This window comes from Lutibacter citreus, assembly GCF_003260195.1.
Classification (GTDB): Bacteria; Bacteroidota; Bacteroidia; order Flavobacteriales; family Flavobacteriaceae; genus Lutibacter; species Lutibacter citreus.
The window spans coordinates 190496-211137 of the sequence record NZ_QEIH01000007.1; the positions used below are offsets into that span (position 1 = coordinate 190496).

General features: G+C 28.1%; 20 protein-coding genes. 6 read left to right on the top strand and 14 right to left on the bottom strand.

All coding sequences use genetic code 11. The features are described from left to right. Positions 1 to 44 precede the first annotated feature (44 nt). From DAD81_RS15700 to DAD81_RS15730, 7 genes are read right to left on the bottom strand one after another with little or no spacing between them, the layout of a single operon-like run. Positions 45 to 1493 (bottom strand): lipopolysaccharide biosynthesis protein, encoded by a 1449-nt coding sequence (locus tag DAD81_RS15700; protein WP_111709253.1) that lies wholly within the window; start codon positions 1491 to 1493, stop codon positions 45 to 47. Next, positions 1493 to 2572 carry a non-hydrolyzing UDP-N-acetylglucosamine 2-epimerase gene (gene wecB, locus DAD81_RS15705; RefSeq protein WP_111709254.1) on the bottom strand — a complete coding sequence of 360 codons (1080 nt, stop codon included), beginning with the start codon at positions 2570 to 2572 and terminating at the stop codon, positions 1493 to 1495. The genes DAD81_RS15700 and wecB overlap by 1 nt, the downstream gene beginning before the upstream one ends. After that, positions 2569 to 3846 (bottom strand): glycosyltransferase, encoded by a 1278-nt coding sequence (locus DAD81_RS15710; RefSeq protein ID WP_111709255.1) that lies wholly within the window; start codon positions 3844 to 3846, stop codon positions 2569 to 2571. The genes wecB and DAD81_RS15710 overlap by 4 nt, the downstream gene beginning before the upstream one ends. A 3-nt stretch (positions 3847 to 3849) precedes the next feature. Then, a complete protein-coding gene (locus DAD81_RS15715; RefSeq protein WP_111709256.1) occupies positions 3850 to 5031 on the bottom strand; it encodes a glycosyltransferase in 1182 nt (393 codons plus the stop codon). Positions 5032 to 5036: 5 nt separating this feature from the next. After that, on the bottom strand, positions 5037 to 5552 hold the full coding sequence (locus tag DAD81_RS15720; protein ID WP_111709257.1) for a methyltransferase domain-containing protein: 516 nt from the start codon (positions 5550 to 5552) through the stop codon (positions 5037 to 5039). Next, on the bottom strand, positions 5542 to 7977 hold the full coding sequence (locus tag DAD81_RS15725; RefSeq protein WP_111709258.1) for a YfhO family protein: 2436 nt from the start codon (positions 7975 to 7977) through the stop codon (positions 5542 to 5544). Before DAD81_RS15725 ends, DAD81_RS15720 begins: the two co-directional genes overlap by 11 nt. 5 nt (positions 7978 to 7982) lie before the next feature. Beyond that, positions 7983 to 8240: a DUF4834 domain-containing protein gene (locus DAD81_RS15730; protein ID WP_111709259.1), complete on the bottom strand. Its 258-nt coding sequence runs from the start codon at positions 8238 to 8240 to the stop codon at positions 7983 to 7985. A gap of 99 nt (positions 8241 to 8339) precedes the next feature. Here DAD81_RS15730 and DAD81_RS15735 point away from each other — a divergent pair, with 99 nt between their 5' ends. From DAD81_RS15735 to DAD81_RS15760, 6 genes are read left to right on the top strand one after another with little or no spacing between them, the layout of a single operon-like run. After that, on the top strand, positions 8340 to 9284 hold the full coding sequence (locus DAD81_RS15735) for a transporter (protein ID WP_111709260.1): 945 nt from the start codon (positions 8340 to 8342) through the stop codon (positions 9282 to 9284). Positions 9285 to 9311: 27 nt separating this feature from the next. Continuing rightward, entirely contained in the window at positions 9312 to 10430 is a 1119-nt protein-coding gene (locus tag DAD81_RS15740) for a GTP cyclohydrolase (RefSeq protein ID WP_111709261.1), read from the top strand. Beyond that, positions 10431 to 11138: a 16S rRNA (uracil(1498)-N(3))-methyltransferase gene (locus DAD81_RS15745; protein ID WP_111709262.1), complete on the top strand. Its 708-nt coding sequence runs from the start codon at positions 10431 to 10433 to the stop codon at positions 11136 to 11138. Positions 11139 to 11143: 5 nt separating this feature from the next. Next, positions 11144 to 11821 carry a DUF4159 domain-containing protein gene (locus DAD81_RS15750; RefSeq protein ID WP_111709263.1) on the top strand — a complete coding sequence of 226 codons (678 nt, stop codon included), beginning with the start codon at positions 11144 to 11146 and terminating at the stop codon, positions 11819 to 11821. Between the two features lies 1 nt (position 11822). Then, on the top strand, positions 11823 to 12725 hold the full coding sequence (locus tag DAD81_RS15755) for a bile acid:sodium symporter family protein (protein WP_111709264.1): 903 nt from the start codon (positions 11823 to 11825) through the stop codon (positions 12723 to 12725). Positions 12726 to 12755: 30 nt separating this feature from the next. After that, positions 12756 to 13775: a lysophospholipid acyltransferase family protein gene (locus DAD81_RS15760; RefSeq protein WP_111709265.1), complete on the top strand. Its 1020-nt coding sequence runs from the start codon at positions 12756 to 12758 to the stop codon at positions 13773 to 13775. Here the strand turns inward: DAD81_RS15760 and DAD81_RS15765 are convergent. The 7 genes from DAD81_RS15765 to DAD81_RS15795 form a co-directional block, all read right to left on the bottom strand. Further along, positions 13768 to 16686, bottom strand: a complete 2919-nt coding sequence (locus tag DAD81_RS15765; protein ID WP_111709266.1) for a glycoside hydrolase family 3 N-terminal domain-containing protein — start codon at positions 16684 to 16686, stop codon at positions 13768 to 13770. The two genes, DAD81_RS15760 and DAD81_RS15765, sit on opposite strands and share 8 nt — an antisense overlap. Positions 16687 to 16724: 38 nt before the next feature. Then, on the bottom strand, positions 16725 to 17210 hold the full coding sequence (locus DAD81_RS15770) for an ABC transporter ATPase (RefSeq protein WP_111709267.1): 486 nt from the start codon (positions 17208 to 17210) through the stop codon (positions 16725 to 16727). 2 nt (positions 17211 to 17212) lie between these two features. Then, positions 17213 to 18031, bottom strand: coding sequence for a 3'-5' exonuclease (locus tag DAD81_RS15775; RefSeq protein WP_111709268.1), 819 nt, complete (start codon positions 18029 to 18031; stop codon positions 17213 to 17215). 110 nt (positions 18032 to 18141) lie between these two features. Then, positions 18142 to 18990 carry a PPK2 family polyphosphate kinase gene (locus DAD81_RS15780; RefSeq protein ID WP_111709269.1) on the bottom strand — a complete coding sequence of 283 codons (849 nt, stop codon included), beginning with the start codon at positions 18988 to 18990 and terminating at the stop codon, positions 18142 to 18144. A gap of 306 nt (positions 18991 to 19296) precedes the next feature. Further along, positions 19297 to 19554, bottom strand: coding sequence for a DUF6952 family protein (locus DAD81_RS15785; protein WP_111709270.1), 258 nt, complete (start codon positions 19552 to 19554; stop codon positions 19297 to 19299). Beyond that, complete coding sequence (locus DAD81_RS15790; protein ID WP_111709271.1) at positions 19535 to 19849, bottom strand: thioredoxin family protein; 315 nt, start codon at positions 19847 to 19849, stop codon at positions 19535 to 19537. Before DAD81_RS15790 ends, DAD81_RS15785 begins: the two co-directional genes overlap by 20 nt. 11 nt (positions 19850 to 19860) lie before the next feature. After that, entirely contained in the window at positions 19861 to 20502 is a 642-nt protein-coding gene (locus DAD81_RS15795; RefSeq protein WP_111709272.1) for a peroxiredoxin, read from the bottom strand. Positions 20503 to 20642 lie beyond the last annotated feature (140 nt).

Here is a 20642-nt window from a genome sequence, read left to right on the forward strand (position 1 = left end):
TTACAATTAATGTTGCAAAAAAGACTCTAATAGAACTTTCTATTTTAAAATTTTGAAAATAAACTATTAATGTCTTCTGAAATTTGAAATTTCTTAATTAAAAACACATAGATTAAACAAATTAATAATCCTTTAAGAATTATATTAAGAATAGGGTTAAAATTAAATACCCAAAAATTAAAACCAATATAAACAAGTAAAATAATTAGTAATATTTTGAGTGTATTTCTCCCAAAAGGTTGAATATTTAGTTTAAATTTAATGTATGCCAATTTAACTAAACTATACAAAAACACCACTATTAATGTAGCTAAAGCGGCTCCATTAATTCCATACAAATTAATTAACCAATGGTTTAAAAAAATTACACTTATTGCCATTGCCAATGATAAATAAAAAAATATTTTATAATATTTAGAATTCACTAAAATAGCATTTGCGGTTCCCTGCGCTAATTCAATTAACTTAGCAATAGAGATTATTAAAACAATCCAGATTCCTTTTGTAAACTGAGGTTTATCAATAATTTCATACAGATCTGAAATATTTATATTTATCAATAAAAAAAATAACCCTCCTACAACTAATAAATTTATTGAAGTTTGTTTGTACAAATTTTCTACTTCAACAATATTATTTGCATTCATTTCTTTTGCTGTAATTGGACTTGTAATTTGCTGCATTGCTCTGGTAGGAATTGCTATTACACTTGCTATATAAATTCCAACAGAATAATAGGCAACTTCTGCAATTTGCTTTATTTGAGGAATCATAAACTTATCTATCTCTAACAATATTCCTGAAGCCGAACCTGCAATTATAATATAAAAAGAAAATGATAAAATTTCTTTGATATTTTCAGGTATTTTAAACTTTAATACGGGTTTATATACAAAAAACGCATATAGTTTCATTATTAATGTTCTCAATCCATATACTACTACAATAGCATAAATAAATTCTTCATTTGTTATATACTTAAAATAAACTGCAAGCAATAAAAAAGACGTGCATAAACGAGCAAATACTTCTTTTATAAAATTTCCAAATACTGAGTTAAATTGAACTTTGGTCCACGAATGAAACACTTCAAAATATCCCATAAAAATTGCAAGAATAAATATTAAATAGGTATAATCTTTAATAAGAATGTTCTGTGAAGATAACCAAGAAGCAATAATATTGTAAATAAAAACACCCACAAAAGCTAATGGTATTATAATTAGCAGTGGTAATATTAAGGTAGTCATTAAAAAACCATCCTGCTCTCTTTTAGTCTTGTAAGATGAATAAAACTTAATAATGGTATGTTGCATCCCAAAAACTAATAAAGGCATAATAATATTAGCCGTTGAAAGCAAAAAAGTTATCAATCCAAAATAGTCTTCATGTAAAAAATGAGTATATAAAAACAGTACATTTATTCCGCCAATAGCAAATCCTAAAAATAAGATTACCGTATTATTAAACGACTGTTTTAAAACAATTCCCATTACAATAAATTAAGAATTTCTTTGTGAATTTTCTCTCCAACATTATTACCAAATAAATTTATTGAAAAATCCATTTTTGAATTTTTAAATCCTTCAAACGCCAACCACATTTTAGTAGAATCACTACCAACAATTTTAGCAAAACCGTTTGAAACTAATTCTACCCATTCTGTTTCTTCACGCGCAATTATACAATGTTTTTTATTGAAAAATGCTTCCTTTTGAAGTCCTCCACTATCTGTAACTACTAAACTACAATTTTTCAGCAATTCTAACATATCAAAATATCCTACTGGCTCTATAACAGTTAAATTATAAGCCAATTTATTTTTCTTTAAAATAGCTTTAGTTCTTGGGTGTAATGGAATAATTACTTGTTTGGTATTATTTATTTTTTCAAGTCCTTCAAAAATAGATTTTAAACTATTAATATCATCCGTATTTTCTTGACGGTGAATTGTAGCTAAAACAAACTCATTATACTGAAGGTTTAAATTAGAAATAATTGAAGATTTCTCTTTTGAAGTTTCACTATAAAACTCAACCGCATCTTTCATAATATCACCACATTTTACAATTTTTGAAGGAATGTTCTGAAAACCTTCAAGTTGTAAATTATCAATAGCAGTATCTGTAGGGCATAATAATATATCTGAAATTCTATCTGTTAAAATTCTATTTATTTCTTCGGGCATTTTCATATTAAAAGAACGCAAACCAGCCTCAACATGTGCCACTTTAATATGCATTTTTTTAGCCGCCAAAGCACCCGCTAATGTAGAATTTGTATCTCCATAAACCACCACTAATTCTGGTTTTTCAATCTCAAGAACTTTTTCTATTTCAGTTAACATTTGCCCTGTCATAGCACCATGACTTAATCTATTAATCGCTAAATTATATTTTGGTTTAGGAATATTCATTTCTTCAAAAAAAATAGCACTCATATTGGTGTCATAATGTTGCCCAGTATGTATTATAATCTCTTCTACATTATCATGCTTTTTAATTACCCTACTTAATACAGCTGCCTTTACAAATTGTGGACGCGCTCCTAAAATGGTTACTATTTTTTTCATTTTGTAATTCTATAAATAATTTCAGCAACTTTTTTTGTCAATTCTCTTCTATGGTATTGTTCAATGTTTTTTGAATCTACTGCTAATTCACCATTTTTAAATTGCTCATACAACTCTAAAATACTGTTTTTCAATAAATTTCTATCTTTAAAACCAACTGTTTTCCCCGAATTTGTTTGTTTTAAAATAACAGCCAAATCACCATCTGTTGGAGCAATGGCTAAAATTGGTCGTTTTGCCATTAAATACTCAAATATTTTACCTGTAATTATTCCTTTGGCACTGGGAACATTATTTACCAACATTAGCAGTACTTGTGAACTTCTTTGATAATCGAGCACTTCATTGTGCGAAACGTAACTGATAAGATTTACGTTCTTTTCTAATTTGTTTTTTGAAATTTGCTGAATTACAGACGGATCAACTTTACCAATTAATTTTAATTCAAAATCTTTTGCAAAATCATTGTTTTCTGAAACAATCTCAGCTAGAACATCCCACAATATTTGTGGATTTCTATCTGCATTCATTAATCCTATATGGGTTATTGTAAACTTTTTATCTAATTTACTGCTTAAAGAATTTATAGCACCATCAAAGCCGTTTGTTACGGTTTCAACAACGTTGCTAAACTTAGCATAACTAACTTTCATTGTATTCCCAACAACTAATACACTATCGGCATTTTTAAGAACTTTTTGCTCTAAAAAATGATGCTTTTTTATAGCTTTTTTTGATAAAGGAAGTTTATGAAAATAATCTATCTCAGTCCAAGGGTCTCTAAAATCTGCAATCCATTTAACATTTAACTGCTTTTTTAATTCCAAACCAATTAAATGCAAACTGTGTGGTGGACCTGTAGTAATAATAACATCAATATTATTTTTTGAAATATATTTTTTTAAATAATTTACTGATGGTTTCACCCAAAACTTTCGTGCATCAGGTATAAAATAATTTGCTCTAATATATTGTAATACTTTTCCAAAAAAAGTTGGATTTGGATTTAAAAAACCTGCACTTTCTGCTTTCTTTTTTCCGAATAGTGATAATAAATTATTTGGCTCCCAAATTAGTTGTTTTAAAACCTCTATACCCTCTGGAATATCATTTTCTAAAGAACTGTCTATAATTGGATACTTAGGATCTTGAACAGTATAAACTACTGGCTCTACTTTAAAATCACGAAAATACTTGACAAACTTTAACCAACGTTGCACTCCAGAACCTCCTGATGGCGGCCAATAATAAGTTATTATAAGAGCTTTTTTCATTCTTTAATTTGAATATAATTGTACTAAATCCTTTGAAGTTTTCTCCCAGAAAAATTCATTTTCAATAAATTGTTTTCCGCTTTCACCCATTTTTTCTTGAAGTGTTTTTACTGTATAAAACTCCAAAACTTTTTCGGTAAAATCATCATGATTTTGTGCAATATGAACCAACCCAGCTCCTGCTTTTTCAACAATATTTTTCTGAGAAACAGCATCACTAACAAGCAATGCTTTTCCAAAACTCATATATTGAAAAATTTTATTTGCATAAGTTGTATCGTGATGTAAATTTCTGTGTAATGGAGAAATACAAATAGCACTCGCTTTTATATATGAAGGAAATAACGATTCATTTTTCCAACCTTCAAAATCAACATAATCTTCAATTTTTAACTCTTTTACTCGAGCCTTCAATACTGAATCTGAAGTATTACTTCCAACTATAACCAATTTAATTGAAGGGATTTTTTCTTTTAATTTTGCAATACTTTCAATTGCAGTCAACAACCCTCTACGCAATCCTGTATCACCAACATATAACAAAACAAATTTAGATTTATATTTATTGGCTATTTCTGAATTAAATACAGCATTTTCATAATACGTTTTATGAACCGTATTTGGAACTACAATAATATCTTTTGAATCTTTTCCTACTCTTTTTACAATCTCTTCCTTAGCTTCTTGGGTAACTACAACAATAGTTGTCGCCTTTTGTATAAATTCCTCTTCTTTTAGTTTCCATTTTTTTGAAGAAATTAAAAACTTTCCAGGAAATTTTTGCAAATGAGGATAAAACTTCATTATTTCAGGTCTGTTTTCATGTAAATCTAAAACCGTATTTAAATGAAGATTTTTATTCGCATTAAAAACAGCTTCGGCAATTTGAATATCATGAATGTGAACAGTTTCAATTTTATTGGAAGTTAAAAAATGTGCTATTTTTTTAGACATTATTTTAGAATAAAAAGGAATTGTATAAACTAAAGCCGATAATTTATATTCTAATTTATTAGATAAATAACGTCTTACATTAATACCTTTTACAACTTCTTTTTCCTTTTCATTGTTATATTTTAAACAAAATAGAAAAACTTCATGACCTTTCTTAATTAATGATATTGCTTCATTTTCTACCCGAGGATCAGGAGGGTACACTTTATCTAATATCATTCCTATGCGCATAATTTCTATTTTTCTGCGTACACAGCGTAATAACGAGGTGTAAATTTTCTTAAAATAGGTCTAATTCCAATTTTATTAATTGGGCTAGTCCATTTTTGTTTCTTTTTTATATCCCAACCACCTTTTTCAAGCAACCAATCAAACTGCCAATCTTCAAATTCATGATAATGACGATCTCTCATATCAACTGAACTTCTATAAGCTTTAGCAAACCATAATTTTAAAGGTATTGTAGTTATAATTTTATTAGCTTCAATAGCCTTTAAAACAGCCAAAGGAGATACCAAATGTTCAAATATCTCAAAAGATGTAACGGCATCAATTTTATGTTCTTTTACAATTTCAGGAACTTCATCTAAATCTTCACCTTTTGTATTGTAAACTGTATAACCGTTTTGTTCCATAATTTCAGAAAACGGATTTCTTACACCTAAATCTAAAACTGTAGCAGGTGCTGGAAGTACACTTTGTAAAAATTCTAGTGTATGTCTGTAGCGTTTAGCTGGTAATTTATTGTACATCTTTTTTCTTTTTTTCTATAAAAAACCAACCTATAGGAATTATTAACAACAATAAATAGGATGCTAATGTTATTGTATTACCTTTTTTAATAACCGTTGGTTGAAACTTAAACGTAATTTTATGATTTCCTTTTGGAACTTCCATTCCTCTTAACACATAATTTACATTATAATAAGGAACTTTATTACCATCAATATATGCATTCCAACCATTTTTATAATAAATGTCTGAAAACACAGCAAATTGATCGCTGTCTGAATTTGATTGATATTCTAATTCATTAGCTTTATAAGAAATTAAATCAATACTATTTAAAGGATTTAGCTGGTAATTCGTTTTAAAATTTTCATTAATAAGCGCTTTATTAATAACCGCTTCAGTTTTGGTATTTAAACTATCTAATGCTAAAATTTCTTCATCTGCAGAATTTACTACTTTTAAACTTGAAACAAACCAAACATTACCGTTTGCCCCTTTATTTAACTCATACCCTACTTTTCCATCTTTACCTGCACCAATAATATATTTGGTATTTAACATATTTATAACCTCTCCATTTCCAGATTCAATATAAAAATCATACAGTTCTTGGTAACGTCTTGGTTTAGCAGCGTGATAACCTCCAATAGATTTATGAAAATATGAAGTAGTACCGTCAGCCATAATATTCTTAGTGAAATTTGCTACACGATAATAACTTCTATCTTTCATAATTTCCTTATCAATTGCAGTAGCTTGAAATGGTTTATCTACTTTTCTTGCAGCTATAAAAAAGTCATCATTTACGTATCTTTTATCAACATTTACCAAATCAAATAGCATTAAAACTACAAATCCCAACAATGCTATATTTTTATTTATTTTTTGTTTAATAAACAACCAAAGTATTGCTGCTAAGGCAGAAACTAATATAAGAGAGCGTAAACTATCATTAAAAAATAATGTTTTTCTATCAGCGGTAACAGCATCTAAATAACCTGCCAATTGCTCATCAATTTGAACATCTAAAGGTCTTTCAAACGAAAATAATCCTGTTCCTGCAACAGTAAAAATTAATGCTAATCCTGCAACAATAATTGTAGTAGTTTTTAATGCTTTTAGTTTTTCTTCGTTTGTTTTTACTGAAGAAAATAATTCTTTCAACCCTAAAATTCCTAATAGCGGAATACAAACTTCAGCAATTACTTGAATTGAAGATACTGCTCTAAACTTATTATATAAGGGAACATAATTTATAAAAAAATCGGTTAAAAACGATAAATTCTTACCCCAACTCATTAAAATTGAAAAAACAGTTGCAGCAACTAACCAATTTCTTAATTTTCTATCAACTAAAAATAACGCTAATACAAACAAGAAAATAAATAATGCACCAATATATGCTGGTGCAGCAACAATTGGTTGTTCTCCCCAATACATGGAAGAAATTCTAAAAATGTAATTGGCATCTTCAGCTTTTAACCCTTTGCTTATTGATTTTTGTAAAAAACTTTGAAGTTCACTATTTTTAAGCTCTTCATGACTAGTACCTCCCATAAAACGAGGTATAAATAAATTAAAAGTTTCGGCTTTTCCATAACTATATTCAGTAATATAATCATTACTTAATCCAGATGTTGACTCCTTTATAGATCCATCAGGGTTTATAGTTAATTCACTTTTACTTCTAGTACTTTCTTTAGAATATTCACTTGTTGCTAATAAAGACGTGGCATTTGTTCCAATCCCTAATAATACCGCAACAATAAGTATTGAAACACTTTTAACAAATTCAGGTATTTTATTATTCTTTACAGCTTCTATTAATTGTACAATTCCAAGAATAATTACCAAAAACATTAAGTAATATGTCATTTGAATATGACTTGCACTCAGTTCTAAAGCCATTGCCAATGCTGTTAAAACAAAACCTAATATATATCTTTTCTGAAAAACTAATAATATTCCAGCCAAAACCAAAGGCATATAGGCTATAGCGTGCGCTTTTGCGTTGTGACCAACTCCTAAAATAATTATTAAATACGTAGAAAGTCCAAAACCTAATGCTCCTACTAAAGCTAATTTCCAATCAACTTTTAGCACCATTAATAGTACAAAAAAGCTTAAAAAATAAAGAAATAAATAATCTGCTGGTCTTGGTAAAAACCTTATAATACTATCCAACTTTTTAATAAAATTGTTTGGATAATAAGTACTTACCGCATATGAAGGCATTCCTCCAAAAGTGGCATTTGTCCAATAAGGTTCTTGATTATTCTCTTTTCTGAAATCAACTATTTCTTTTGAAGAACCAATAAATTGTGTAATATCACTTTGTTGAATCTTTTTCCCTTCTAGAACTGGAGAAAAATAAGCTAGAGATACAACTATAAATGTGGCAATTGATATTAAATAAGGAGCGACTTTTTTTATAGAAAAATTCATTAAAATTAATCTTTTATCTCTTCATAATCCACATAATCACCAACATCCTTATTGCTTTCTTTAACCTGAGAAGGTTTTTTAGCTATTATAGTTTCACCAACTTCACCTTCTGGCTTTTGTTCGTATTGATTTTGTTGTTCTTTATATTTCTTTTCAACATTATTTATTACCTTTTTCAAAAATATAGGCGCAATATATCGACTAAAAAATTTAAATGCATAATAAATAATTATAAGAATCGCAATTGTTCTTAAAAATCCCATCTGATACTGTTTTATATAATTTTCAAAAATAACAATTTGAAAGTAACTAAAACGTTTAAATATATAAAATCTTATATTTGACCCCTTAAATCAACACCTATGAAAAGAGTTTTAACATTTCTTTTAGTTTTATTTTGTTTTCACCTAGCTTCAGCTCAGTATACTGAAATTATTAACTCTAAAAGACCTGGGTTTTCAGAAAGCCCATATAGTGTAGGTACAAACATTTATCAGCTTGAAACTGGACTATTCTATAGAAATAATGACAATCCTTCTATTTTAACCCATCCAAATATTTTTGGTACTAATTTACAATTAAGATATGGTAAGTTTTCAGAAAAATTAGAATTCAATTTAAATTTGGCCTACCAAGTAGATGAAATTCGAAATCCTCTTGGAAAAAATGTAACCACACAAGGAATCAGCGATCTTACTATTGGAGCAAAGTACTTAATTAGACAACAAGAATTTACTGATAATTCTACAGAAATAAGAAGCTACAAAAAACGAATGGCTTTTGATTGGAAAAGATTAATTCCTTCAGTTGGAGTTTATGCTGGCGTTCACACTCCTTTTATAAGTAAAGATTATAAAGATGATAACACTAAAATTAGTTACAAATTAGCTGTTTTATTACAAAATGACATTACAGACAGGTTTGTTTTATTAACTAATTTAATTGCTGACAACTATTCTTCTGACGATGAATTTTACGCATATATAGTAACTATGACCTATGCAATTAATCAGCGATGGTCCTATTTTGTTGAAAATCAAGGAAGATATCAGGATCTATACGCTCCTCAATATCAATTTGGAACAGGCTTGGCTTATTTAGTAAATGAAAATTTACAAATTGACGCCTCTGCTAGAACAAATTTCTTTGACGATTATTCATATTACTATTTTTCAACTGGATTTTCTTGGAGACTTGACCGTCACTATGATACATTTAAATTTAAAGCCGCTCCAGATAAATCAAAGAAGAAAAAGAAAAAAAGAAAAGGATTTTTTGGAAGATTATTTGACAAATTATTTCATTAAAAAAGAAAATAATTGCATCTTAGACCTATGATTACAATTAAAGAAATGGTAACAAAAAAGGACCTTAAAACTTTTGTTAAGTTTCCTTTTAAATTATATAAAAATAACAATTACTGGGTTCCTCCAATAATTAAAGACGAGCTTGAAAGTTTTGATAAAAACATAAATCCTGTTTTTAAACATGCAGCAGCACGTTTTTTTATAGCTATAAAAAATAATGAAATAGTTGGCCGAATAGCTGCTATTATAAATTACACAGAACTACATGAGCAAAAATTAAAAAAAATGCGCTTTGGTTGGTTCGATTTTATAGATGATATTGAAGTTTCAAAAAAACTATTAGAAAAAGTTGAAGAAATTGGAAAGGAAAACCACCTTAAATTTATGGAAGGTCCGGTGGGATTTTCAAATTTAGATAAAGTTGGTGTTTTAACCGAAGGATTTGATCAAATTGGTACAATGGTTACTTGGTACAACCATCCTTATTTTCAATCACATTATGAAAAATTAGGCTTCACAGTTGAAAAGGAATATTTAGAAAATAAATTTCCATTTAAAAATGTTCTTCCAAAACCATTAAGAAGAATTAGTACTATTTTAGAAAAACGATACCAACTAACTCCACTAAACTTTACAAGAACTAAAGACATAATGCCTTATGTGGATAAAATGTTTGATTTATTCAATAAAAGTTATGCTACTTTACCTTCATTTGTTCCTATTTCTGATACTGAAATAGACTATTTTAAGAAAAAGTATATTTCATTTATAAATCCGGAATATATAAAATTTGTAGTTGATGAAAATAAAGAAATGGTTGCTTTTGCTATAACAATGCCTTCCTTTTCTTCAGCTTTGCAAAAAGCCAAAGGTAAACTACTTCCTTTTGGTATTTTTCATTTATTAAAAGCTAAAAAGAATAGTAAAGATGCAATTTTCTATTTAATAGGCGTACATCCTGAATACCAAGGAAAAGGAATTCATGCGTTAATTTTTAACGAGTATCAGAAATCTTTTGAAAAAATTGGAATTGTTAATTGCATAAGAACTCCGGAATTAGCTAGTAATAATGCTATTGCGGCTGTTTGGAAGAATTTTGATCCCGTTACATATAAAAAGCGTTGTACGTATAAAAAAAGTCTATAAATGCAGTTGTTCTATAATCCTGAAATTAAACAATCAACCAAAGAGTTTACTTTTGATAAAACTGAAAGCAGACATATTGTAAGAGTTTTACGCAAAAAAGAAGGTGATCATATTTATATTACAAATGGTTTAGGAGATTTATTTACTTCTGAAGTTGTAATTGCTAATGATAAAAGATGTTTGGTTAAAATTAACACTTTTGAAAACAAACCTAAAACTTGGAACTATTATTTACATATTGCCATAGCGCCAACAAAATTAAATGATCGCTTTGAATGGTTTTTAGAAAAAGCTACAGAAATTGGAATTGATGAAATTACTCCTATAATTTGTGATCATTCAGAAAGAAAAGTTATAAAATTAGATAGAATGGAAAAAATAATTCATTCTGCAGCAAAACAATCTTTAAAATTTAATTTTCCTAAGTTAAATGAACCAATAACTTTTAATCAATTTATACAATCTCAATTAGATGGAGATTTGTTTATTGCTCATTGTGAAGAAACAAATAAAGCCAACCTAAAATCTAGCTTAAAACCTAATGCAAAATCAACAATTCTAATTGGTCCTGAAGGAGATTTTTCAACCAAAGAAATTAATCTAAGTTTGCAACATAAGTTTATTCCTGTATCTTTGGGAGAAAGCCGATTACGTACAGAAACAGCAGGTTTAGTTGCTGTTCACAGTGTCGCATTTATCAATCAATAAAATTCATGAAATTTTTATATAAATTTTTTATTAAATCTAAAAGCTTCCTTTTTTCAGTAATTGCCGTATTTTTTTTGTCATATTCTTCAAATTGTCAACAAATTGCAATACTAAAATATAATGGTGGTGGTGATTGGTATGCCAACCCCACAGCATTACCCAATTTAATAAAATTTTGTAATGAAACTGTTCATACTTCAATAAAACCAAATATTGAAACCGTTGAAACCAATAATATTGATATTTTTAACTATCCAATAATTTTTATGACTGGACATGGGAATGTTATTTTTAATGACGATTCTGTTGATAATTTAAGAAATTATTTAATTTCAGGAGGTTTTTTACATATTTCTGATAATTACGGTTTAGATAAATTTATTAGACGAGAAATTAAAAAAGTTTTTCCCAATATAGAATTTCAAGAAATCCCTTTTAATCATCCAATTTTTCATCAAACTTTTCAATTTAATGAAGGTGTTCCAAAAATTCATGAACACAACAATAAACGTCCTCAAGGGTTTGGTTTATTTTATAAAGGTAGGTTAGTTTGTTTTTATGATTATGAAGCAGATTTAAGCGATGGTTGGGAAGATGAAGAAGTACATAATGATCCAAGAGAACTAAGAGAAAAAGCCCTAAAAATGGGAGCTAACATTATTGAATATACCTTTAAGAACTAATATGCTAGAAAACCTCGATGAATTAGAAATAAAATTTGGAACGGATGGTCTTTGGGTAATTAATATTATACTTGCGGTAATAATGTTTGGAGTTGCATTAGGTATTACAATTACTGATTTTAAACGGTTATTTAAAAATCCAAAAATCCTTTTAACAGGAATAACATCTCAATTTATATTATTACCATTAGTAACTTTTATTTTTATAAAATTAGTAAACCCAATGCCTAGTATTGCATTAGGAATGATGATGGTTGCTGCCTGTCCTGGAGGAAATATTTCAAATTTCATGACTCAAATGGCTAAAGGAAATGCGGCACTATCCGTAAGCTTAACTGCTTTTGCAACTGTTGTTAGTTTAGTTATGACTCCTTTTAACCTTCAGTTTTATGGAAATTTATACGCTCCAACAGCTGAAATTTTACATAGAGTTGAACTAAATCCTTGGACACTTATTAAATTGGTTTCATTAATTTTAGGAGTTCCACTTCTTTTAGGTATGTGGGTTCGCCAAAGAAAACCCTTAATAGCTGATAAACTTTCAAAAGTATTAAAACCTATCTCTTTAATAATATTTATGCTATTTATTGTTGTTGCCTTTTATGATAATTTCGATATTTTTATTAAATACATCCATTATGTTTTAGTTTTAGTAATTGCACACAATATTTTAGCTTTAGCAACGGGTTATTATGCCGCAAAAATCATGAAATTATCTAAAGAAAATCAAAAAACACTATCTATTGAAACCGGAATTCAAAATTCAGGGTTGGGCTTATTATTAATTTTTAGCTTTTTCAATGGTTTAGGTGGTATGGCTCTATTAGTTGCTTTTTGGGCTATTTGGGATATTTTTTCCGGCTTAGCTTTAGCTGCATATTGGTCTAAACAAAAAACATATTGATCTAAATTGGAAAATCTTTTGTATTACATAATGCGTACCTATATTAAAACTGGGCTATTTTTCCTTCACAAGAGGATTAAAGTTATAGGTAAAGAAAACATCCCTAAAAAAGGAGCAGTAATTTTTATTGGAAATCATCAAAATGCACTAATAGATGCAATACTTATCCCAACTACAAATAATAGAAATATTCATTTTTTAGCAAGAGCTGCCGCTTTTAAAAACAAACCAATAAGTTCATTTTTAACTTCTTTAAATATGATCCCTGTTTATAGAATTAGAGATGGTTTTAAAAAAGTTGAAAAAAATATTGAAATTTTTGAAAAATGTGTAGAACTTTTAAAAAAAGGAAAAGCAATTGAGATTTTTGCCGAAGGACAACATCATTTATTCAGAAGAATAATGCCCCTAAAAAAAGGTTTTGCGCGAATAATAACTTCAACATTAAAAAAACATCCAGATTTAGAAATACAAATTGTTCCTGTAGGTATAAATTATGATTCTAGATTAAAATTCCCGGCAAGTGTTTCAATTCATTATGGAAAACCAATTTTAGCAAACAATTTTATTAATATTGAAAAGCCCGATCCAAAGTTTTCGAAAATTATGTGTGAAGTCTCTAATGCGTTAAAAGGGTTAACTTTACATGTAGACGATTTAAAAAATTATAATACAATCATTTCAAAAGCAAACTCTTTAAATGTTGATTTTACCAACCCGATTGAAGCTAATACTATTGTAAAAAACATAGAAAAAAGTAAGGTTAAACCTAGCACTAAAAAAATTAATTGGTTTTTACCCTTGCATATTATTACAAAAATAAACAGTGCCTTTCCTTTATTAATTTGGAATTATCTGAAACCAAAAATTACGGAAGTAATTTTTATGAACACATATAGATTTGCTCTTATATTAACTATTTTCCCGCTTTTTTATTTAATCCAGACAGGAATATTAGGTTATATTTTTAATAGTACGGTAGCTCTCTGTTATCTAGTAATTACAATTTTACTTGCAATTATTACCTCTAAAACTTCACCCATTAATTAATAATAGCATCTTCAATAAACTGCTGAACATCGGTTCTAATATTATATCTAACTAAACCCATATTACTAGCCGTTGGAAATACTCTATTGGATAAAAACACATATACAATATGCGTTTCTGGATCTGCCCAAGTATAAGTACCTGTAAAACCACTATGCCCAAAGCTTTCACCAGAAACACAACCGCAAGTAGCTTTTTCTACCTCTCTAATTTGAGGCTTGTCAAAACCTATACCTTTCCTTACCTCTTTATCTGCATAATATCTATGGTTAAACATATCAATTGTTTCAGTTTTAAAATATCTTTTCCCTCCATAGTATCCTTTTTGCAAATACATTTGCATCATTTTTGCAACATCATTTGCATTGGAAAAAACACCAGCATGACCACCTATACCACCCTGCATTGCGGCTCCCATATCGTGTACATATCCATGTACTAACTGATTTCGATAATAATCATCTTTTTCTGTAGGTACAATTTCATTTTTCGAAAATCTCTTTAACGGTAAATAACCTATTTTATTTGCTCCTAAAGGCTTATAAAAACGCTCTTGTGTTAATTTATTTAAGTTTTTATGATAATAATTTTCAAGATATTTTTTAAACAAAAAATAGGATAAATCACTGTACTTGTACCCTACTCTTTCACGCTGATCTGCTTTTGCTATTCTATCAAAAATAGAATCTTTATAAGTTACTTTTAAATATAAATTCTTAGCTACTTGAATTGGGAATTTTTTAGATTTTTTTTGTCGGTAATATTTTTCAGAAGGTTTTTTAGTAATACTATCTAATGTACTTACATAAAAAGGAATCCAAGCTTTTAATCTACCATAATGTGATAAAACTTCTTTAACGGTTAAGGTATCTTTATTTGAGCCTTTTAATTCGGGAATTAAACTACCTAATGTACTTTCTAATCCCAATTCTCCCTTTTCCTCAAGCTCCATTATCAAAGGTAATGAGGCCAATATTTTTGTCATAGAAGCAATATCATATACATCATCATTTTTCACTTTTACTTTCTTCTCATCTGTATGATATCCAAAACTTTTATTATAAACAACTTTTCCCGACCGTGCTACTAAAACTTGTAATCCTGGAGTCATTTTTTTATCAATAGCTATTTTTGCTAATGAATCAATTCTTTTTAACTTCTCACTACTTAAACCAACATCTTCAGGAATAGAATACCCTAATCTTTTTAATGATGTAGACATTAAACCATGTCCTTCAGAAAAAACATTTTTAATAGAAACAGGTAATTTTCCTTTTATCTCTATAGCTCCAAATAACATTTGCGCCGAAATTTCTTGTGAAATTTTACTGTTTTGATAAGAAACTAAAAGTCCATTTATATTTTCAAAAGTTTTTATTTGCAACAAACTGTATGGACTCGCAAAAACATCTAATATTATATTATTTGTTCTCGCAATTTCTTGAAGCCATACTAACTCTCTATTGGAAAATTTAAAAGACTTCCAAGGGTTACTATTTGATTTATGAAAACCAACAATAACTAAATTATACTTCTTTAATTTAAGTAATAAGTTATCCAAATTACCATCAGAAATTACATCTACATCCCCATAATTCTTTAACATATTTACAAAATAATTATTATTCGAATCACCTAATTTTACATATGCAATTTTTCTTTTTTCCAGATTTTGAATAGGAAAAACCAATGACTCATTTTTTAATAATGTTATTGAACTTTCAACTAATTTTCTATGAAGCAATTCATCTTCAATTGAATTTAAATCTTCATAAATATTATTAATTTCAACTGGTTTATAATTATTCAAACCAACTAAATATTTTGCCTGTAAAACTTTTTTCACTGAAATAGCTAAACGTTCTTCAGTAAGTTCTTTTGACTCTAAAGCCGTTTTAAATCGCTCTACAGTTTCTGGTATTTTTAATGGAACATCTAACAAATCATTTCCAGCTAAAATTGCTGCTAAATTTATTTCTTCCGAAGATGCAAAATCTGCTGAAGCTTTCATATTTAAAGCATCCGTTATAATTAAGCCATTGTATCCTAATTCTTCCTTTAATAAATTAGTAACTACATTTTTAGACAGCGAGGATGGTAATGTTGTGCTCGATTCAAGGCTTGGGATACTTAAATGGGCAACCATTACACTAGCAACTCCCTTTTCAAAAATTTTCTTGTATGGATACAATTCTACTGAATCCAATCTTTTTTTAGAAAAATTAATTGTTGGTAATTCATAATGAGAATCTTTAGAAGTATCTCCGTGACCAGGAAAGTGTTTTGCGCTTGCAATAATACCTTCACTTTGCATTCCTTGAGTGAATGCAATTGCTTTTTCTGCAACATTAATATGGTTTTCACCAAAAGAACGGTTTCCAATAATAGGATTGTCCGGATTTGTATTTACATCAACCACAGGGCCAAAATTCATATGAATCCCCAAACGTTTACAATGTTTTCCTACTTGTACCCCAAATGCTGTTATTAAAGAATTTTCTCTAATTGCACCTAAAGTCATATTCCAAGGATATTTGTAAGTATCCTTTAAACGCATGTTCAATCCCCATTCTGCATCAATTCCAATTAGCAATGGAAGTTTAGATTTTGATTGGTATCGATTGGTTAATTCAGCCTGCTTAACAGGATCATCTTGAAAAAAGATTAGTGAACCAATATGGTATTTTTCTATTAAATTAAGAATAAAACTCTCATGATTTTTATCTTTATTTGAATATGCCGCAACCATAAACAACTGCCCTATTCTTTCTTCAACAGACATTCCATCATAAACAGAATCAACCCATTTTTGTTGAGCAATACTATCTTTTGTTTGTAAAGGGTAAATTGTTTGCGCTTTAAAAAAAGCACTATTCAGTACTAAAACTATGAATAGAATTTTTTTAATCATAAAGGAAAATTCTGAAATTTATAATTAATATGAAATTATTATACCAAAAAGCGTTTGTGCCAACTTTTATCTGCAGTTACCTCCCAATTTTCTTCAAATTCTTTAATTGTAGTTACCATATTATTAAATACGATAGTATTTGAAGTAATTTTATCTTGTTTTACAAATTTTTGAAAATCAACCATTTTAACAACGTTAATATTGTTATTGTCTTTAAATGAAATATTCATTTTATTAGTTAAATCAACTGAAAATTTAGTTTCTAAATTCTTTATTAAATTAACTGAAGAATCAATTGAACAACCAGAAACATCATTAAATTTTTCATCTACAGCTAGCACAATAAACTGATTATATTTAACAATATATGAAGCTTTTAAATCATCTCCGTGACGTTGCCATGTTGAAATAAAATCTTCAACAATTGGCCCCAACATCTCCACTTCATTTTCTGTAAATTCTCTATTGGACTGGTATATCCAAATCCTAGAATCTTTATCTAAATCTTCAAATTTCACTAACATAATTAAAACTTTTGATTGAATTTATTTTGTAAATCCTCTAAAGTACTTTCTTTTTTATTGTCAAACATTTTGTCTTTTATACTTGCCAATACTTTTTTTGTATATAAAGGAAAATCAGCATTTTGAATCCAAGAAAAATAACCTTTATCTTTCTTTAAAATATCAACAACTTTCTGACCTCTATATTTACCAAAAGTAAATATTTCTTCATTGTCTTCATCAAACATAATAAAACCGGCAAAATCTGCTCTTTTATTATGCGTAGAAAATTCACTTAAAAAATTAATATCATTTTCTAAATCTTCATATTTATCTAATTGCGCTTCAAGTATTTCAAAAGTTGCCATTGTATCGGCCTCAGCAGAATGTGCATTATCTAAATTTTTACCACAGTAAAATTTGTAACCGGCACTTAAAGTACGTTCTTCTTTTTTATGAAAAATAACTTGTACATCAACGGCTACTCTATCTTTCATATCAAAATTCACCTTTGCTCTCAGCATTTCTTCTGCCAACAAAGGAATATCAAATCTATTTGAATTAAAACCAGCTAAATCACAACCTTCTATTATTTTACTTACTTCCTTAGCAAGTTCATTAAATGTAGGCTCTGTAGCAACTTTCTCATTTGTAATACCGTGAATTGCTATAGATTCTTTTGATATTTCCATTTCTGGATTTACCAACCATGTTTTACTTTCTTTATTTCCGTTTGGAAATATTTTTAATATAGATATTTCAACTATTCTATCTTTTGCAATGTTAATTCCTGTTGTTTCTAAATCGAAAAATATAATAGGTTTTTTTAACTGTAATTCCATTTGTAAGCTTTATTTTTTTTAAAACGTAAATATACAATATGCAATTTACTATTTTAGATTTACAAGCTTAGTTATCAAGTTTTTTTTAACAAAGATTTAATTGAATATTTCTATTCATTTTCTAATTGATTTTTATAATTCTCAATTTCAACTTTATATTTTTGAGGTAATTCTGGTTCTTCAAAATTATATTTTTTTAAAGTGTTTAAAATAATTTTTGCAACCAACAAACGTGCAGTTGGTTTATCATCTGCAGGAATTACAAACCAAGGAGCCTGCTCTTTAGACGTTTTGTTTAACAACTCTTGATAACAATATTGGTATTTATCCCAAAGTTTACGTTCTTTTAAATCTCCAGGAGAAAATTTCCAGTTTTTCTCTTTTAATCTTAATCTTCTTAATAGCCTGTTCTTTTGTTCTTCTTTTGAAAGATTTAAAAAGAATTTTAATATTATGGTTCCGTTATTAGCAATCTGACTTTCAAAATTGTTGATTTCATTCATTCTACTATTATAGAAATCATCATTTAAATCTTCTAAACTTTTTACTGAAGGAATATTTTCACCAAAAACATATTCTGGGTGAACTCTAGTAACAAGAACGTTTTCATAATGAGTTCTATTAAAAACTCCTATTTTCCCTTTTGCAGGAAGTGCAATATAATGGCGCCATAAATAATTATGATTTAATTCTAATTCTGTTGGCACTTTAAAACTATGTACCTCAACACCTCTTGCATTTACCTCTTTAAAAACTTCTCTAATTAAACTATCTTTTCCTGAAGTATCCATTCCTTGTAAGCAAATTAAAGCTGCATACTTGCCTTCAGCATACATTGTATCTTGAATTTTACTTATTTTTTTACGAATCTTTTTTAACTTTTTTTCGGCATTTATGTCAACTTCTTTGGTTGGGGAATCAGACAAATTTATTTGAGATGTAACTTTATACTTTTCCATTTAAAATATTTTGTCTAAATATATTACAATTGAATATTTTATAAAACAAAAACTAATGTTTTAACTCTTTATTTCAATTTTCATACAACATAAAAGTTAACAATGAAGAGTTCCAAATTTAGAAAACAGATAAACAAGCAACAGGCGGTAGCAAATATTAATAATGATGGAGAAAAAGAATCTAGGTCCTAACTAGTTTGAATTCAATTGAAAAAAACATCTTGCACTCAAACTATATATTTATATAAAATAAAAATCCCGAGCTATAAACTCGGGATTTTTATTTTTGATTTTTTTAGTAGTAAATTAATTGTCAATAGAACCTAAAACACGTTTCATAAAAGTATTTAACGCTTCCTTTTTAGGCATTCCACCTTTCACCATTTTATCAACCTCAATTGCTCCATATAAATTAGAAATTATTTCTCCAATTACATCCAATTCTTCATCTTTTAATGAAGAAACTTCAGTTAAAGCTTCTAAAGTTTCAATAGTTTCTAAAACATAATCTTCATCGTTTTCTTCGATAAAATTAGTTAAATGCTTAATTACTGGTAACTTCATTTACTAAATCTTTTAAAATTTCGAATTTATTTGTTTGCACTTGATTAACAAAACTTCCTCCAGTAAAAGTTGCAAATGTAGGCAGGTTATCAACTGTTGCTAGTTTACGAGTATTCGGGAATTTTTCTGCATCAGCCAATACAAAAGTAGCATCTGGATTTTCCGATGCTAATTTTTTAAACTTAGGCTTCATGATTCTACAATTCCCACACCAAGTAGCAGCATATTGAACTACCACTGTTTTATTATCTGCAACAATTTGTTCTAAATTATCTTCTGTTAATTCTTGAAACATATTATAAATTTTTAATGTGAAGCTAAATATTCAGCTGTTCCTTTTGCATTTGGTGCCATTGCATCTTTTCCTTCTTCCCAGTTTGCTGGACAAACTTCTCCTTTTTCTTGAACGTGTGTATAAGCATCAATTAAACGTAAATATTCATTTACATTTCTACCAACTGGCATATGATTAATTCCTTCATGGTAAACTAAACCATCTTCATCTATTAAATAAGTTGCTCTATAAGTAACGTTATCTCCTTCAACTTGAACAGTTCCTGTTTCTTCGTCATAAGTTTCATTTGCAATATCTAAAATACCAAGAATACTTGATAAATTACGATTTGAATCTGCTAAAATTGGATACGTTACACCTTCAATTCCTCCGTTGTCTTTTGGTGTGTTTAACCACGCAAAATGTACTTCTGGAGTATCACATGAAGCACCTATTACAATAGTATTTCTTTTTTCAAACTCTCCTAAAGCAGCTTGAAAAGCGTGTAACTCTGTAGGACAAACAAATGTAAAATCTTTAGGGTACCAGAATAATAATACTTTCTTTTTATTATTAACTGCCTCTTCTAATACATTAACTTTAAATGTATCCCCCATTTCGTTCATTGCGTCTACGTTTAAATCTGGAAATTTTTTCCCTACTGCTGTTGCCATTCTTTTATTATTTTTAATTATTAATATTCTTTTTTTGCTCTACAAATATAATCTCAAATTAAATTATAAAACAAAAAACCTTATGCTAATTATTTATATTAACATAAGATTTTTTTATACTAAAACTATTTCTAAATAAG

Bases quoted from the DNA above. Each gene is read 5' to 3' on its own strand.
- DAD81_RS15700 (WP_111709253.1), bottom strand. From the start codon at position 1,493: ATGGGAATTGTTTTAAAACAGTCGTTTAATAATACGGTAATCTTATTT.
- wecB (WP_111709254.1), bottom strand. From the start codon at position 2,572: ATGAAAAAAATAGTAACCATTTTAGGAGCGCGTCCACAATTTGTAAAG.
- DAD81_RS15710 (WP_111709255.1), bottom strand. From the start codon at position 3,846: ATGAAAAAAGCTCTTATAATAACTTATTATTGGCCGCCATCAGGAGGT.
- DAD81_RS15715 (WP_111709256.1), bottom strand. From the start codon at position 5,031: ATGCGCATAGGAATGATATTAGATAAAGTGTACCCTCCTGATCCTCGG.
- DAD81_RS15720 (WP_111709257.1), bottom strand. From the start codon at position 5,552: ATGTACAATAAATTACCAGCTAAACGCTACAGACATACACTAGAATTT.
- DAD81_RS15725 (WP_111709258.1), bottom strand. From the start codon at position 7,977: ATGAATTTTTCTATAAAAAAAGTCGCTCCTTATTTAATATCAATTGCC.
- DAD81_RS15730 (WP_111709259.1), bottom strand. From the start codon at position 8,240: ATGGGATTTTTAAGAACAATTGCGATTCTTATAATTATTTATTATGCA.
- DAD81_RS15735 (WP_111709260.1), top strand. From the start codon at position 8,340: ATGAAAAGAGTTTTAACATTTCTTTTAGTTTTATTTTGTTTTCACCTA.
- DAD81_RS15740 (WP_111709261.1), top strand. From the start codon at position 9,312: ATGATTACAATTAAAGAAATGGTAACAAAAAAGGACCTTAAAACTTTT.
- DAD81_RS15745 (WP_111709262.1), top strand. From the start codon at position 10,431: ATGCAGTTGTTCTATAATCCTGAAATTAAACAATCAACCAAAGAGTTT.
- DAD81_RS15750 (WP_111709263.1), top strand. From the start codon at position 11,144: ATGAAATTTTTATATAAATTTTTTATTAAATCTAAAAGCTTCCTTTTT.
- DAD81_RS15755 (WP_111709264.1), top strand. From the start codon at position 11,823: ATGCTAGAAAACCTCGATGAATTAGAAATAAAATTTGGAACGGATGGT.
- DAD81_RS15760 (WP_111709265.1), top strand. From the start codon at position 12,756: ATGCGTACCTATATTAAAACTGGGCTATTTTTCCTTCACAAGAGGATT.
- DAD81_RS15765 (WP_111709266.1), bottom strand. From the start codon at position 16,686: ATGATTAAAAAAATTCTATTCATAGTTTTAGTACTGAATAGTGCTTTT.
- DAD81_RS15770 (WP_111709267.1), bottom strand. From the start codon at position 17,210: ATGTTAGTGAAATTTGAAGATTTAGATAAAGATTCTAGGATTTGGATA.
- DAD81_RS15775 (WP_111709268.1), bottom strand. From the start codon at position 18,031: ATGGAATTACAGTTAAAAAAACCTATTATATTTTTCGATTTAGAAACA.
- DAD81_RS15780 (WP_111709269.1), bottom strand. From the start codon at position 18,990: ATGGAAAAGTATAAAGTTACATCTCAAATAAATTTGTCTGATTCCCCA.
- DAD81_RS15785 (WP_111709270.1), bottom strand. From the start codon at position 19,554: ATGAAGTTACCAGTAATTAAGCATTTAACTAATTTTATCGAAGAAAAC.
- DAD81_RS15790 (WP_111709271.1), bottom strand. From the start codon at position 19,849: ATGTTTCAAGAATTAACAGAAGATAATTTAGAACAAATTGTTGCAGAT.
- DAD81_RS15795 (WP_111709272.1), bottom strand. From the start codon at position 20,502: ATGGCAACAGCAGTAGGGAAAAAATTTCCAGATTTAAACGTAGACGCA.